This window comes from Sphaerotilus mobilis (genome assembly GCF_004216565.1).
Taxonomy (GTDB): domain Bacteria; phylum Pseudomonadota; class Gammaproteobacteria; order Burkholderiales; family Burkholderiaceae_C; genus Sphaerotilus; species Sphaerotilus mobilis.
On record NZ_SGWV01000009.1, the window covers coordinates 494192 to 509102 of the forward strand.

Sequence of the window (14911 nt, forward strand, 5' to 3'; positions counted from 1 at the left end):
CCAGGCTGCGGGGCGGCACGCCCGTTCAGAGGGCCCGGTGCAGCCACATCCACAGGCCCGGCAGCAGCCAGTAGGCGAACAGCCCGCCTGCGACGAAGCCGCCCGCCACGCCGAGTGCCATCGTCAGCAGCCGGTTGGTGCGGCGCTGTTCGTGCAGCAGGGCGCGCAGCAGCTGTTCCTGGGCGGCGTCCGGATGGGCCTGGCGCTTGAGCGCGTCATGCAGCAGGCGGGGCAGTTCGGGGATCAGCTTGGCGTAGCGCGGCGCCTCGTCCTTGACCGACGCCAGCAGCGCACGCCAGCCGACCTGCTCGTTCATCCAGCGCTCGAGGAAGGGCTTGGCGGTCTGCCACAGGTCCAGCTCCGGATCGAGCTGGCGACCCAGTCCCTCGACGTTGAGCAGCGTCTTCTGCAGCAGCACCAGCTGCGGCTGGACCTCGACGTTGAAGCGGCGCGAGGTCTGGAACAGCCGCATCAGGACCTGGCCCAGCGAGATGTCCTTGAGCGGCCGGTCGAAGTGCGGTTCGCAGACCGCCCGCACGGCACCTTCGAGCTCGTCGACGCGCGTGTTGGCGGGCACCCAGCCGGACTCGACATGCAGCTCGGCCACGCGCCGGTAGTCGCGCCGGAAGAAGGCCAGGAAGTTCTGCGCCAGGTATTCCTTGTCGCGCGAATCGAGCGTGCCGACGATGCCGAAGTCCAGCGCGATGTAGCGCCCGAAGGTCGCCGGCGCGGTCGACACCATGATGTTGCCGGGGTGCATGTCGGCGTGGAAGAAGCCGTCGCGGAAGACCTGGGTGAAGAAGATCGTCACGCCGTCACGCGCCAGCTTGGGGATGTCCACGCCGGCCGCGCGCAGGGTGTCGATCTGGCTGATCGGCACGCCGCGCATGCGCTCCATCACCAGCACCTCGGCGCTGGAGAGGTCCCAGATCATCTCGGGGATCAGAAGCAAGCCCAGGGCGAACATGTTGCGGCGCAGCTGGGCCGCGTTGGCGGCCTCGCGGCCGAGGTCCAGCTCGTCGTGCAGGTATTTGTCGAACTCGGCAACGACCTCGCGCGGACGCAGCCGGCGGCCGTCCGGCGACAGGCGCTCCAGCCAGGCTGCGGCCTTGCGCAGCAGGCCCAGGTCGGCCTCGATGATGTCCAGCACGTTTGGGCGCAGCACCTTGATGGCGACCTCGCGACCGTCGTGCAGCACGCCGAAATGGACCTGCGCGATCGAGGCACTGGCCACCGGATCGGCCTCGAACTGCTGGAACACCGCCTCGATCGGCCGGCCCAGCGAGCGCTCGACGATGGCGCGCGAAGCGGCGCTCGGGAACGGCGGCACGCGGTCCTGCAGCCGCGCCAGCTCGTCGGCGATGTCGTGCGGGACCAGGTCACGGCGGGTCGACAGGACCTGGCCGAACTTGACGAAGATGGGCCCGAGCCGTTCCAGCGCCAGCCGCAGCCGCTCGCCGCGTGGGGCGTCATGGGTGCGACCAATGGCCAGGATGCGTGCCAGCAGCCGCAGGCCTGGATGCGGCAGGCTGCGCAGGACCAGCTGGTCCATGCCGTGGCGCATCAGGACCCAGACGATCAGGCCCAGCCGCAAGGTGTTGCGCAGGCTGCCCTTCATGCCTGCGGACGCAGGCGCTGCAGCAGGGCCTGGGCGCCCTGGGCCACCGCGCGGCCGAACTGGGCCAGCTGGCGCGCCGGGGCGTCGCCGACGACGCGGGCGAGGTCGTCCTCGATGTCCCAGCGCAGGTGCTCGGCCAGCCAGCCGATCTCGGCGGCCAGGCCGACGTCGCCGCGCACGGCCATCGGCGGGCGGCCCTGGGCGCCGGAGAAGGCCCAGGCGGTCAGCGCGGGCTGGTCCAGTGTGACCACCAGCGTGCGGGCCGGATCGACCGGCTCGGCGGCGCTGCCGTCCTCGACCTCCAGCAGCCCGGCCGGCGTGATGCGCCATTGCGCCGCCGGTGGCGGTGGCAGGAAGGCGGGCCAGCCGGTCCACTCGACCTCGATCAGCGCGCCGCTGTGGGCCAGCAGGCGCCGCGTTGCTTCGGGCTCGGCGGCGATGACGTGGTTGACCAGCAGCGTGACGCGAGCCTGGGCTTCGCGACCGAGGGGATCGAGCAGGTTTTGAAACATCCAGGAATTGTAGGAGGCAGTTCACGAAACCTTGATTTGGCGGGTCGGTCGCGAGGCAGGGGGTTTGACAGAATGTTTTGTCCGGGATCTGTCGAATCACTCGACCCGGATTCGGTGCGGCCTGGCAGGCGGACGCACCGCGCCGTACCACCTCCTGCCCTGAGAGTCCGCCATGACCACCGTCCTCCTGACCGGCGCCACCGGCTACATCGGCTCGCACACCTGGCTCGCGCTCAAGCACGCCGGCTATGACGTGGTCGGCGTCGACAACTTTGCCAACAGCTCGCCGCAGGTGCTCGACCGCCTGGCCACGCTGCTGGGCGAGGCGCCGGTGTTCGAGGAGGCCGACGTCAACGACGCCGCTGCGATGACGCGTGTGGTCTCGGCCCATGGCGCCCAGGCCGTCGTGCATTTCGCCGCCCACAAGGCGGTGGGCGAGTCGGCCGAGAAGCCGCTCGAGTACTTCCGCAACAACCTCGGCGGCCTCGTTAACGTGGCCCAGGCGATGGCCGACCAGGATGTCTTCGCGCTCGTCTTCAGCTCGTCGGCGACGGTCTACGGTCAGCCCGAGACCCTGCCGATCGCGGAGTCCGCCGCGCTGTCGGCCACCAACCCCTACGGCCTGACCAAGTTGATGGGCGAGCAGTTGCTGCGCGAACTTGAACGCTGCGACCCGCGCTGGAAGATCGGCTACCTGCGCTACTTCAACCCGGTCGGCGCCCATCCGAGCGGCCTGATCGGCGAGGACCCGCGTGGCATCCCCAACAACCTGATGCCCTACGTGGCGCAAGTGGCGGTTGGCAAGCGGCCTTTCCTGCAGGTCTACGGCAACGACTACGACACGCCCGACGGCACCGGGGTGCGTGACTACATCCACGTGCTCGACCTGGCCGCCGGCCATGTCGCGGCGGTGCGCCACCTGCTCGAACGCAAGCAGTCGCTGACGGTCAACCTCGGCACCGGCCAAGGCTACAGCGTGCTCGACGTGATCCGCGCCTTCGAGCGTGCCAGCGGTCGTGCCGTGCCGTTCAAGACCGTTGCGCGCCGCCCTGGCGACGTGGCGGCCTGTTATGCCGACGCGACGCTGGCGCGCGAGCTGCTGGGCTGGCAGGCCGAGCGCGGCATCGACGCGATGTGCGAGGACGCCTGGCGCTGGCAGTCGCGCAACCCGCAGGGCTATGCACCGGCGCTGGGTGCGGCCGACACCTCGATCGCGGCCTGATCGAGGGGGGCCGGAACCGGCCCTCGAAGGTCCTCGCAGCGGGAGGCTCTGCGACAATCTGGGCCATGGACGTGCACGATCTTTCCGCCTACATGGCCCATGTCGGCGCTGCCGCTCGCAGCGCCTCGACCCGCATGGCCGCCGCCTCGACGGCGGCCAAGAACGAGGCCCTCGTGGCGCTCGCCCGCCTGCTGCGCGACAACGGCCCGGCGCTCGCCGAGGCCAATGCGCGTGACCTGACCGCTGCGGCGGCGGGCGGACTCGACGGCCCGATGCTCGACCGCCTCAAGCTGGGCGACAAAGTCATCGCCACCGTCGCGGAAGGCTGCGAGCAGATCGCCGCGATGCCCGATCCGATCGGCGAGATCCTCAACCTGCGGCGCCGCCCGAGCGGCATCGCCGTGGGCCAGATGCGGGTCCCGCTGGGCGTCTTCGGCATGATCTACGAGAGCCGCCCGAACGTGACCATCGAGGCCGCCTCGCTGGCCATCAAGAGCGGCAACGCGGCCATCCTGCGTGGCGGCTCCGAGGCGCTGCATTCCAACGTCGCGCTGTGGAAGCTGGTCCAGGCGGCCTTGCTCGAAGCCGGCCTGCCGGCCGAGGCGGTGCAGCTGATCGAGACCACCGACCGTGCGGCGGTCGGCAAGCTGATCACCATGCCCGAGTCGGTCGACGTCATCATCCCGCGGGGCGGCAAGGGCCTGATCGAGCGCATCAGCGCCGAGTCGCGCGTGCCGGTCATCAAGCACCTGGACGGCAACTGCCACACCTACGTCGATGCCGAGGTCGACCTCGACATGGCGCTGCTCGTGACCGAGAACGCCAAGACTCAGAAGTACAGCCCCTGCAACGCGACCGAGTCGCTGCTGGTCCATGCAGCCCAGGCGGCGACCTTCCTGCCGCGCATCGCGGCGGTGTTCGCGGCCAAGGGCGTGGAGGTGCGTGGCTGCGCCCGCACGCTGGCGGCGATCGCCGGCGTGGCCGGCCTGAAGACGGCGGTGGCGACCGAGCAGGACTGGGCCGAGGAATACCTCGCCCCCGTCATCAGCGCCAAGGTGGTCGACACGCTCGACGAGGCCATCGCCCACATCAACCGCCACGGCTCGCACCACACCGACGCGATCCTGACCACCCACCACCCGAACGCGATGCGCTTCTTGCGCGAGGTCGACTCGGCCAGCGTGATGGTCAACGCCAGCACCCGCTTTGCCGACGGCTTCGAATACGGCCTGGGCGCCGAGATCGGCATCAGCACCGACAAGTTCCACGCCCGTGGCCCGGTCGGGCTGGATGGTCTGACCTCGCTGAAGTACGTCGTGCTGGGTCAGGGCGAGATCCGCACCTGAAGCCGGCGACCGCATGAGCCGCGACCCGCGCACCGCCCTGGTCCTGTTCTCAGGCGGGCAGGACTCCACCACCTGCCTGGCCTGGGCGCTGGACCGCTACGCCCGCGTCGAGACCGTCGCCTACGACTACGGCCAGCGCCATCGCATCGAGCTGGACTGCCGACTGACCGTGCGCGCCGAGATCCGCCGCCGCTTCCCGGACTGGGCCGATCGGCTGGGCGACGACCACCTGCTCGACCTGTCGGTGCTGGGCCAGGTCGGCGACAGCGCCCTGACCGTCGAGCGCGAGATCGCGCTGCAGGCCGACGGCCTGCCCAACACCTTTGTGCCCGGCCGCAACCTGCTCTTCCTGACGCTGGCCGGCGCGCTGGCCTACCGGCGTGGCGCCAGCGTGCTGGTTGGCGGCATGTGCGAGACCGACTACTCCGGCTACCCCGACTGCCGCGACAACACGCTCAAGGCGCTGCAGGTGGCGCTGTCGCTGGGCCTGGCCACGCCGATGACGCTCGAGACGCCGCTGATGTTCCTGACCAAGGCGCAGACCTGGACGCTGGCCGAGGACCTCGGCGGCACCGCGCTGGTCGAGCTGCTGGTCGAGCACAGCCACACCTGCTACCTCGGCGAACGCGGCCAGCGCCACCCCTGGGGCTATGGCTGCGGCCACTGCCCCGCCTGCGCGCTGCGTGCGGCCGGTCATGCGGCCTGGCTGAGCGGGCGCTGAGCCCCGCGCCGGTCGACCGTCATCCCCCGCTTCCCTCCCTTCCGCCGCCTCCGCCACGATCGCCTCGATGTCGAGCACGCTCACCTGGGTCCTGCTGCTGGCCGTGCTCGGTTTCTGGATGCTCGGCGCGCACAACCGACTGGTGCGCCTGCGCCATGACCTGCGCCAGGCCTACGCGCCACTGTCGAGCGCGCTGCGTCAACGCCATGCGGTGGCGCTGACGCTGGCCGAGACCTCGCGCGCCCGCATGGGCGACAGCCCACGCGCCGAGCTGGTCGACGGCACCATCGGCGCGGCCCGCCGGGCCGGTCACGCCTGCGACCAGGTCCAGCTCAAGGCCTTGCGCGGCAACGTGCTGCAGCAAGTCGCCGTGGCCGAGGAGCGGCTGGTGTCCCTGCTCGAAGAACTGGGCCTGGCCTTGCAGGACCTGACCTCCGGCGACGGCCCCGACCCGGTCGTCAGCGACCTGCTGCGCCAGCGCGACCAGTTGCAGGAGCAGATCGCCTTCTCGCGGCTGCTCTACAACCGCGCCGCCGACGCCTATAACCAGGCCATCGCGCTGTTTCCGACCACGCTGGTGGCCAACCTGCTGCGCTTCCACCGGGCGCCCGAGTTCCCGCCGATCTGAGCCTGCGGGCCGCCTGTCGGCCTTCGCTGGACAAGCGGTCGACGCCGACGCAGCATCGCGGCTCAGAACCGAACCGATCACTGGCCATTGGCTGATGTCCCATGCCATGTCTGTCGTGCCCGCCGAGATGTCCGTGATGCACCTTCCGATCACCGGGGCTGCACCGTTGCCGGCGACCGCCCTGGACGCCTGGGCCCGGCTTCGGCTGCGACGCGGTCCCGGCGAGCTGCGGGCGATGCTGCTGGCGCTGGTCCTGACGCCGGGCAGCGCGCGCGAGCGGCAGTGCTGGCGTGAGGAGACCGACACGCTCGAGGGCGTCTCCTTCCTGATGTCCGACCTCGAAAGCCTGCCTGCCAGCGCCCGACTGCCGGCCCTTGAGGCTGCGCTGGCCCATGCCGCCGCGCTGCCGCTGGCTGTGCGCCAGGAGCTGGCCCCGGCCTTGCGCCGCGTCATGTGCGCCGATGGCCGGGTCCGCCCGATCGACCGCCTGACGCTGTTGCTGGCGCGCCAGCGGCTGGCCGGCGACGCGTCGCCCCAACGCGCCAGCCTGCGCGACGCCGACCCCGAGCTCGGCCACCTGCCGCTGGCCCTGCGCATCGCCGTGGCCGACCTGACGGCCTTCCTCGCGCGGGTCGTGCCGCAGGCCGATGCACAGGCGCGCGTCGGCGCCGCCGGTGCGGGCTGGCACGCCCGCGTTGTCGCGACGCTGTGGGGCCCGGCGCCGCACCCGCCGGCCTGTCAGGTGCCCGACACCGACGGCCTTGCGCGTGCGCTGTTGACGGTGCGCCAGCTCGATTGGATGCGCCGCCCGCTGATCGTGCGGCTCTGGCTCGACGCCTTGCGCGCCTTGTCCGAACAGCCCGGCGCGCCGGTCGCCAGCGGTGGTCTGGCCCGCCTGGGCGGCCTGGACCTGGGCGGTGCCGAAGCCTTGCGGGTCTGCTGCGGCCTGCTCGACTCGCCCCTGCCGCCCGAGCTGGCCAGGCTCTTCATCGAATTGCCGGGCCCCGCGCCGGGCTGACCGCACCGGGTCGGCGGGCTCATGTCTGGCCCGTAGACTGCCGCCCGTGACCCGAACCGAACCTGCCCGCCCGCCCCGCACCGGCCTTGCGCCGGGAGCCTCTTCAGGCCCTTCGGCCAGCCTGCCGCTGCAGCGCCTGCTGGGGCATGCCGCCGACGCCGTCGGCGCCGTGCTGGCCGGCCGCTCGCTGACCGACGCGCTGGCGGCCTGCCCGGCGCCTGCCCGGCCCGGCACCCAGGCACTGGCCTTCCACGCGCTGCGCCAGCTTGGCGGGGCGCAGCGTGCGCTGGCCCACCTGGCGCCGCGCAAGCCGCCGCCCGAGGTCCAGTCGCTCCTGCTGTGTGCGCTGGCCCTGCTGTGGCCGCAGGACGACCCCGACGCCGCGTCGCCGGTCTATGCCGACCACACCCTGGTCGACCAGGCGGTGGCCTGCATGCGCCAGCGCCGTGCCGCCAGCGCCGGCTTTGTCAACGCCGTGTTGCGGCGCTTCCAGCGCGAGCGCGCCGCTCTGGTGCCGGCCTGGCAGGCCGAAGACCCGGTGGTGCGCTGGCAGCACCCGCGCTGGTGGATCGAGCGCCTGCAGCGCGACTGGCCCGAACACTGGCAGGCCTTGCTGGCGACCGCCAACCGGGCCGCGCCGATGGCCCTGCGCGTCAACGCCCGACAGACCGACGCGGTCGGCTACCTGGCCGAGCTGGCCGAAGCCGGCATCGACGCCGAAGCGGTCGGCAGCCACGCGCTGGTCTTGTCCCGGCCGGTGCCGGTGACGGCCCTGCCCGGCTTTGCCACCGGCCGTGTGTCGGTGCAGGACCTGTCGGCCCAGGTCGCCGCGCCGCTGCTGCTGGGCGACGGCGCCGACCGCCTGCCCGCCGGCGCCCGCGTGCTGGACGCCTGTGCCGCGCCGGGCGGCAAGACCGCCCACCTGCTGGAGCTGGCCGCGCTCGACCTGCTGGCGCTGGACGTCGAGCCCGAACGCCTCGCCCGGGTCGACGAGACCTTGCGCCGCTGCGGCCTGGCGGCGCGCCTGCAGGTGGCCGACGCCGCCCGTGTCGACGCCTGGTGGGACGGCAGGCCCTTCGACGCCATCTTGCTGGACGCGCCTTGCAGCGCCTCGGGCATCGTGCGGCGCCACCCGGACGTGCGCTGGCTGCGTCGCCCGACCGACATCGACACCCTGGTGCGGACCCAGGCCGGGCTGCTGGACGCGCTCTGGCCGCTGCTCAAGCCGGGCGGCCGTCTCGTCTACGCGACATGTTCGGTCTTCCGCGCGGAGGGCGACGCCCAGCTTGCGGCGTTTCTGCAACGGACCGCCGACGCGCGCACACAAGCGGTGCCTGGGCATCGGCTGGGCATCGCTGAAAATGGGTCGCAGACGGCAGGCGAGGCATCCGCGCAACCCGCGATCCGGGGTGACGGCTTCTTCTACGCCCGCCTCGACAAGCCTTCCTGACCTGCGGCGTGGACGTCCGGGGTCGCGCCGACGCCAGCCCCCCGACATCCCGTGCCCTCCGCCTGCCCGAACGACCCTCGCACCGCTGTCCTGCCCGCCCGGGCGGTCGGTCGACGTGTGTCCGGTCGCCTGGCGCGGTGGCTGCTGCTGATCGCACTGGCCGGGCTGGGCCTCTGGCATGCCAGTCCCGGCCACGCTGCCACGGCCGTCGACCTGCCCCGGCTTGAGGTGCTGCGCACCGAGCAGGGTCTGGCCATCGAGTTCGACGCCCGCTTCGAGTTGCCTGCCGGCGTCGAAGACGCACTGCAGAGGGGCGTCGCGCTGCACTTCGTCGCCGAGGCCGACCTGGTGCAATCGCGCTGGTACTGGCGCGACAAGCGCCTGGCCCAGGTCCGGCGCACTTGGCGCCTGGCCTATCAGCCGCTGACCCTGAACTACCGCGTCAGTCTGGGCGGCCTGGCCCAGACCTATGCCACGCTGCGCGAGGCGCTGCGCGCCGTCCAGCGCCTGAGCGCCTGGCGCATCGGCGATGGCGAGGACGCCCAGGACGCCGACTACCTCGAATTCCGCTACGGGCTGGACCTTGACCAGCTGCCCCGGCCGCTGCTGATCTCCATCGGCAGCCAGCCGGAATGGAGCCTGCGCATCGAGCGTACGATCCTGCTGCCACCGGCCCGCTGAGGCCGCCCGGCCCCGCGATCCGTCGAACCCCCGAGCGCCCGCTCCGTCCTCCCCCGCCCTTCGATGAGCCGCCGTTCCCTGCGCTGGACCCTGCTGGTCGCCCTGATCGCGACGGGTGCCACCGTGCTGGTGCTGGCCTTCTTGCTGGCCGTCGCCACCAACAACCGGGCCCTCTACGAACGCCATTTCGGCTGGCTGCTGTGGGTCAACATCGGCGTGGCGACCGTGCTGGGCCTGGTCATCGTCGCGGCGCTGGCCCACCTGTGGCGACGCATGAGGCGCGGCAAGTTCGGCAGCAAGCTGCTGTTCAAGCTCGCGGCCATCTTCGCCTTCGTCGGTGTCGTGCCGGGGGCGCTGATCTACGGCGTGTCCTACCAGTTTGTGTCCCGCAGCATCGAGAGCTGGTTCGACGTCGAGGTCGAAGGCGCACTGGAATCGGGCCTGAACCTGGGCCGCACCTCGCTGCAGATGCTGGTCACCGATCTCGGCGGCAAGACCCGGCTGGCCGCCGAACGGGCCGCCGAGGCGCCCGACCGGCTCAGCGTCATCGCGCTCGAGCGCCTGCGCGAACAGCTCGCCGCACAGAGCGTCGCGGTGCTGTCACCCAGCGGCCAGGTGCTGGCCAGCGCCGGTGGCACGCTGGGCACCGTCTTCCTGCCCGACCGGCCCAGCGCGGCCATGCTGCGCCAGGCGCGCAGTCAGCGCGTGCTGTCGCAGCTCGAAGGCCTGGACGGCGACCCGACCGAGACGCGCGACCAGCTGGCCACCATCCAGGACGCCCGCATCCGCTCGATCGCCTGGGTGCCCTCGGGCAACTACAGCCTGACCAGCGAGGACCGCTTCCTGCAAGTCACCCAGCAGGTGCCTTTCGAGCTGGCCAACAACGCCCTGCACGTGCAGGCCGCCTACAGCGAATACCAGCAGCGTGCGCTGGGCCGCCTGGGCCTGCGCAAGATGTACATCGGCACGCTCACGCTGGCGCTGATCCTCGGCGTCTTCAGCGCCCTGCTGATGGCCGCTGCGCTGGGCCACCAGCTGGCCCGGCCGCTGCTGGTGCTGGCCGACGGCGTGCGCCAGGTGGCCAGCGGCGACCTGCGGCCGACCGAGGTCTTCAGCTCGCGCGACGAGCTCGGCGGCCTGACCCGCTCCTTCGCCGACATGACCCAGCAGCTGGCCGACGCGCGCGCCCAGGTCCAGACCAGCCTGGCGACCGCCGAGAGCGCCCAGGCGCACCTGCAGACCATCCTCGACAACCTCAGCGCCGGCGTGATCCTGTTTGCCGCGCGGGGCATCGTCGACACCGTCAACCCGGGTGCGGCGCGCATCCTGCGCGTGCCGATGGCCGCCTGGCGCGGGCATCCGCTGGCCCAGGTGCCGGGACTGGAGGCCTTCTCGCGCTCGATCGACCATCACTTCGAAGGCGCCCTGCAGGACACCGCCGACGGCGCCGACACCACCAGCCCCGAGCGCGAGCGCGGCCACTGGCAGCACACCTTCGAGCTGGCCGGCGTCGAAGGCAGCGAATTGACCCTGCTGGTGCGCGGCGCGCTCCTGCCCGACGGCAACCGCCTGATCGTCTTCGACGACATCAGCGACGTCGTCTCGGCCCAGCGCAGCGTCGCCTGGGCGGAGGTCGCCCGGCGTGTCGCCCACGAGATCAAGAACCCGCTGACGCCGATCCAGCTGTCGGCCGAACGGCTGCGCCACAAGCTCGAATCCAAGCTGGCCGAGCCGGACGCGCAGATGCTCGAACGCTCGGTCTCGACCATCGTCAACCAGGTCCAGGCCATGAAGACCCTGGTCAACGAGTTCCGCGACTACGCCCGCCTGCCGGCGGCCCAGCTCACGCCGCTGGACCTCAACGGGCTGGTCGGCGAGGTGCTCGGGCTCTATGGCCAGCACCTGGAGTCCGGCCGCATCGAGGCCCGCCTGGCCGATGACCTGCCGGCGCTGATCGGCGACGCCAGCCAGCTGCGTCAGGTCATCCACAACCTGGTCCAGAACGCGCTGGATGCGGTCGCCGAGCGCAACGAAGCTGGCCATGTCGTTGTCTGCACCGAGACCGCCCACCACGACGACGGCAGCCTGCGCAGCGTGCGCCTGAAGGTCCAGGACAACGGCGTCGGGTTCAGCGAGGCGCTGCTCAAGCGCGCCTTCGAGCCCTATGTCACGACCAAGAGCCGCGGCACCGGCTTGGGCCTGGCGGTGGTGCGCAAGATCGTCGAGGAACACGGCGCGCGCATCCAACTCGGTAACCTTGCCGATTTGTCCCCCACTCAACCGGGTAGCCCCGCGCGGAGCGGTGCACAAGTTTCGATATCATTTTCCCGCTGGGCAGAGACGGCCCAGCCGGCCCTCGATGCCCGGACGTCCCGGGGTCGAACCCCGCCTCCCCTGGTGAGCGTGTCCTGATTCCCCCAATGGCCAACATCCTTGTCGTCGACGACGAAATGGGCATTCGTGCCCTGCTGCACGAGATCCTTTCGGACGAAGGCCACCATGTCGAGCTCGCGGAGAACGCGGCCCAGGCCCGCGCCGCGCGCGAGCGCATGCGGCCGGACCTCGTCCTTCTCGACATCTGGATGCCCGACGTCGACGGCATCACGCTCCTGAAGGAATGGGGCGCGGCGACCCAGATGGGCATGCCGGTCATCATGATGTCCGGCCACGGCACCATCGACACGGCGGTCGAGGCCACCAAGTACGGCGCCATGGCCTTCCTCGAGAAGCCGATCACCTTGCAGAAGCTGTTGCGCGCTGTCGAACAGGGTCTGGCCAAGCCGGCTCCCGCATCGGCACCCCGCCCCGCCACGCCGGTCGCCACATCCATGGGCGGCAACCTGGGCATGTCCTCCATGGCGCCGCTGCGCAGCCCCGGCACCAACCCCGGCGTGTCGTCCTACGGCTCGCTCGACCGCGACGTCGGTCTGGTCGACGCGCCGGTGATGGGCACGCCCAGCAGCGCGCACCCGATCAACCACGGCAGCCTGCACACCGGGCACCACCCATCCGGCGGCGCACCGATGATCTCGGCCATGCTCACCACCGGTCCGCAGTCCGAGCAGAACTTCTCCCTAGACCGCCCGCTGCGCGAGGCGCGCGACGCCTTCGAGAAGGCCTACTTCGAATTCCACCTCGCCCGCGAGAACGGCAGCATGACCCGCGTCGCCGAACGCACCGGCCTTGAGCGCACCCACCTGTACCGCAAGCTCAAGCAGCTTGGCGTCGACCTCAACCGCAGCAAACGCAGCGGCAACTGACGCCCCACCCGTTTTCCCAGCCCAAGCCCCACAAACCGCTGGCGCCCCAGCATTTTCAGGCTATACTTTCGGGCTCGATGGCCTGGTAGCTCAGTTGGTAGAGCAGCGGATTGAAAATCCGCGTGTCGGTGGTTCGATTCCGCCCCAGGCCACCAAGAACATCGCCGGAAGCGTCCTGCTACCGGCTCAGCAAGACAGCCCGGCATGCCCGGGCTTTTTTGCGTCCGCACGTTGCTGCGCGGCTCTTTGCCGCGTCGCGCATCCCCCCACCACCACGCATCTACCCCCCAATCCCGCCCTTGTTCAAGCGATGTCGAGGGGGTGCCCGCTGGCCCAATCCGGTTTCGTGTCCCCGAAGTCGCGGGACGCTGCGGTTGTTGGATGGAGTGCGGCGATGCGCGTCAACCTGCCTGTCACGGGGCAAGAATTCAAGGTTCCGGTCGACCGGATGCTGGTGTCGGTGACCGACCTCAAGGGGCGGATCACGTATTGCAACCAGGCCTTCGTCGACGTCAGCGGTTACGACCGCGACGAGCTGCTGGGGCAGCCGCACAACCTGGTGCGGCATCCGGACATGCCGGCCGAGGCGTTCCGGGATCTGTGGGACACCGTCGAGGCCGGCCTGCCCTGGACCGGGCTGGTGAAGAACCGGCGCAAGTCGGGCGAGCATTACTGGGTGCAGGCCAATGCGACGCCGATGCGCCACGGCGAGCAGATCGTCGGCTACCTGTCGGTGCGCACGCCGGCCAGCCGCGAGGGCATCGCGGCGGCTGAGGCCTTGTATGCGCAGATGCGCGACGAGGCCGCGTCCGGCCGGTCGCTGCGGCATGTGGTGCACCGCAGCCGTGTCCACACGACGACGTGGATGGGGCGCGGGCGGCGCCATGTCGCTGCCGGCTGGCATGCGCTGGGCGGTGCGGCGACGCTGGTCCTGCACGGCGCGACGCTGGCCAGCGTTGGTCTGGCGGCGGCGACCTTGCCGGTGCAGACCTGGGTGCCGTTGGCCGCCCTGCTGGCGCTGGCCGCTGCCTGGGCCAGCCAGCACCAGGCGCGCCAGCCCTTGCGCAGCCTGGCGCGCGATGCGCAGCGGCTGGCGGCGGGGGATCTGTCGCCGCCACCGGCGGTCACGGACCCGGGGCCGCTGGGCGAGGTCCAGCAGGCGCTGGCGCAGATGACGGTCAACCTGCACGCGCTGATCGGCGACTGCCGGGCCGAGATGGGCCAGGTCAGCGCGGCGGTGGGCGAGATCGCCGCCGGCAACCAGGACCTGTCGGGCCGCACCGAGGCGCAGGCCAGCAGCCTGGAGCAGACGGCGGCGTCGATGGAGCAGATCAACGGCACGGTGCAGCAAAGCGCCGAATCGGCCCGCCAGGGCGCCCGGCTGGCGCAGGAGACCGCCGAGGTCGCGCAGCGCAGCCATGACGCGGTGCAGGGCGTGGCGCAGGCGATGGGGGCGATCCGCGAGTCGTCGCAGCGCATCGGCGAGATCGTTCACGTGATCGAGTCGGTCTCGTTCCAGACCAACATGCTGGCGCTGAACGCGGCGGTCGAGGCGGCGCGCGCGGGCGAGTCGGGCCGCGGCTTCGCGGTCGTGGCCGCCGAGGTGCGCGCGCTCGCCACCCGGACGGCCACCGCCGCGCGCGAGATCCGCGGCCTGATCGGCGAGGCCCACACGCGGGTCGAGGAAGGTGATCAGCAGACCCGCGAGGCACGCAACCGCATGGGCGATGCGCTGCAGGCGGTCGCCAACGTCAGCAGCCTGCTGGGCGAGATCAGCAACGCCGCGCAGGAGCAGCAGCTGGGCATCTCGCAGGTCAACGAGGCGGTCTCGCACATGGACGCGATCACGCAGCAGAACGCGGCGATGGTCGAGCAGCTGGCGGCGTCGGCCATGACGCTCAATGGCCAGGTCGTGGCGGTGACCGATTCGATGCGCATGTTCCGGCTCGACGCGCGTGACCGCACGCTGGCCGAGCTCGATGCGGTGGATCTGCGGCGTTCGGCCAAGGCGGCGATGGCGGCCTGATCAGGCGACGTCGGACCCCGCGACCTGCGCACCGTCGTCGACCACCAGCTTGCCGTTGGCGCCCAGCACCAGCGTGGCCTGGGTGGCATCGGCCGGGGCCGGGTACTTGGCGGCGTTGAGCGCCATCTTGCGGTCGATGGCGGCGGCGATGTCGATGCCGCAGCGGTCGGCGATCTGCAGCAGGTAGACCATCACGTCGGCCATTTCCTCGCCCAGGTGCTGCTGGACCTCGGGCTTCTCGGCGATGCGGGCGGACGCCTCGGGCGTCATCCACTGGAAGATCTCGACCAGCTCGCCGGCCTCGACCACCATCGCCATGGCGAGGTTCTTGGGCGTCTGATAGGGCTCCCAGCCGCGTGCGTCGGAGAAGGCGCGCAGCCGGCGCTGCACGGCGGCGACGTCCAGGATGCCCGTGTTCATCGAGCTTCC

13 protein-coding genes and 1 tRNA gene are annotated in these 14911 nt (G+C 71.2%); 11 read left to right on the plus strand and 3 right to left on the minus strand.

Translation table 11 applies throughout. The features are described from left to right. Positions 1–25: 25 nt before the first annotated feature. Complete coding sequence (gene ubiB / locus EV685_RS11530; RefSeq protein ID WP_420820827.1) at positions 26–1606, minus strand: ubiquinone biosynthesis regulatory protein kinase UbiB; 1581 nt, start codon at positions 1604–1606, stop codon at positions 26–28. 8 nt (positions 1607–1614) lie between these two features. Beyond that, positions 1615–2130 (minus strand): hypothetical protein, encoded by a 516-nt coding sequence (locus EV685_RS11535; RefSeq protein ID WP_130482156.1) that lies wholly within the window; start codon positions 2128–2130, stop codon positions 1615–1617. A 172-nt stretch (positions 2131–2302) separates the two neighbouring features. Between EV685_RS11535 and galE the strand changes: the two genes are divergently transcribed. From galE to EV685_RS11590, 11 genes are all read left to right on the plus strand, one after another. Beyond that, complete coding sequence (gene galE, locus EV685_RS11540) at positions 2303–3352, plus strand: UDP-glucose 4-epimerase GalE (protein ID WP_130482157.1); 1050 nt, start codon at positions 2303–2305, stop codon at positions 3350–3352. A 65-nt stretch (positions 3353–3417) separates the two neighbouring features. Continuing rightward, the gene (locus tag EV685_RS11545) at positions 3418–4698 is read left to right on the plus strand and encodes a glutamate-5-semialdehyde dehydrogenase (RefSeq protein WP_130482158.1); all 1281 of its coding nucleotides are present in this window, start codon (positions 3418–3420) and stop codon (positions 4696–4698) included. A 13-nt stretch (positions 4699–4711) separates the two neighbouring features. After that, positions 4712–5419, plus strand: coding sequence for a 7-cyano-7-deazaguanine synthase QueC (gene queC, locus EV685_RS11550; RefSeq protein WP_130482159.1), 708 nt, complete (start codon positions 4712–4714; stop codon positions 5417–5419). Positions 5420–5486: 67 nt separating this feature from the next. Then, on the plus strand, positions 5487–6047 hold the full coding sequence (locus tag EV685_RS11555; protein WP_130482160.1) for a LemA family protein: 561 nt from the start codon (positions 5487–5489) through the stop codon (positions 6045–6047). Positions 6048–6183: 136 nt separating this feature from the next. After that, positions 6184–7065, plus strand: coding sequence for a hypothetical protein (locus EV685_RS11560; protein WP_130482161.1), 882 nt, complete (start codon positions 6184–6186; stop codon positions 7063–7065). 46 nt (positions 7066–7111) lie between these two features. After that, a complete protein-coding gene (gene rsmB, locus EV685_RS11565) occupies positions 7112–8515 on the plus strand; it encodes a 16S rRNA (cytosine(967)-C(5))-methyltransferase RsmB (RefSeq protein WP_338054449.1) in 1404 nt (467 codons plus the stop codon). A gap of 51 nt (positions 8516–8566) precedes the next feature. Further along, the gene (locus EV685_RS11570) at positions 8567–9196 is read left to right on the plus strand and encodes a DUF4390 domain-containing protein (protein WP_242615540.1); all 630 of its coding nucleotides are present in this window, start codon (positions 8567–8569) and stop codon (positions 9194–9196) included. Between the two features lie 63 nt (positions 9197–9259). Beyond that, the gene (locus tag EV685_RS11575; RefSeq protein WP_130482162.1) at positions 9260–11608 is read left to right on the plus strand and encodes a sensor histidine kinase; all 2349 of its coding nucleotides are present in this window, start codon (positions 9260–9262) and stop codon (positions 11606–11608) included. A gap of 8 nt (positions 11609–11616) precedes the next feature. Then, the gene (locus EV685_RS11580) at positions 11617–12456 is read left to right on the plus strand and encodes a response regulator (RefSeq protein ID WP_130482163.1); all 840 of its coding nucleotides are present in this window, start codon (positions 11617–11619) and stop codon (positions 12454–12456) included. 79 nt (positions 12457–12535) lie between these two features. After that, a tRNA-Phe gene (locus EV685_RS11585) sits at positions 12536–12611 on the plus strand. A gap of 239 nt (positions 12612–12850) precedes the next feature. Beyond that, on the plus strand, positions 12851–14482 hold the full coding sequence (locus EV685_RS11590; protein ID WP_165396778.1) for a methyl-accepting chemotaxis protein: 1632 nt from the start codon (positions 12851–12853) through the stop codon (positions 14480–14482). Here the strand turns inward: EV685_RS11590 and EV685_RS11595 are convergent, their stop codons facing one another. Further along, complete coding sequence (locus tag EV685_RS11595; protein ID WP_242615541.1) at positions 14483–14902, minus strand: nucleotide pyrophosphohydrolase; 420 nt, start codon at positions 14900–14902, stop codon at positions 14483–14485. Between the last annotated feature and the right edge of the window lie 9 nt (positions 14903–14911).

Coding starts and splice junctions, on each gene's coding strand:
- EV685_RS11535 (WP_130482156.1), bottom strand. CDS start 2,130: ATGTTTCAAAACCTGCTCGATCCCCTCGGTCGCGAAGCCCAGGCTCGC.
- galE (WP_130482157.1), top strand. CDS start 2,303: ATGACCACCGTCCTCCTGACCGGCGCCACCGGCTACATCGGCTCGCAC.
- EV685_RS11545 (WP_130482158.1), top strand. CDS start 3,418: ATGGACGTGCACGATCTTTCCGCCTACATGGCCCATGTCGGCGCTGCC.
- queC (WP_130482159.1), top strand. CDS start 4,712: ATGAGCCGCGACCCGCGCACCGCCCTGGTCCTGTTCTCAGGCGGGCAG.
- EV685_RS11555 (WP_130482160.1), top strand. CDS start 5,487: ATGTCGAGCACGCTCACCTGGGTCCTGCTGCTGGCCGTGCTCGGTTTC.
- EV685_RS11560 (WP_130482161.1), top strand. CDS start 6,184: ATGCACCTTCCGATCACCGGGGCTGCACCGTTGCCGGCGACCGCCCTG.
- EV685_RS11575 (WP_130482162.1), top strand. CDS start 9,260: ATGAGCCGCCGTTCCCTGCGCTGGACCCTGCTGGTCGCCCTGATCGCG.
- EV685_RS11580 (WP_130482163.1), top strand. CDS start 11,617: ATGGCCAACATCCTTGTCGTCGACGACGAAATGGGCATTCGTGCCCTG.
- EV685_RS11590 (WP_165396778.1), top strand. CDS start 12,851: ATGCGCGTCAACCTGCCTGTCACGGGGCAAGAATTCAAGGTTCCGGTC.
- EV685_RS11595 (WP_242615541.1), bottom strand. CDS start 14,902: ATGAACACGGGCATCCTGGACGTCGCCGCCGTGCAGCGCCGGCTGCGC.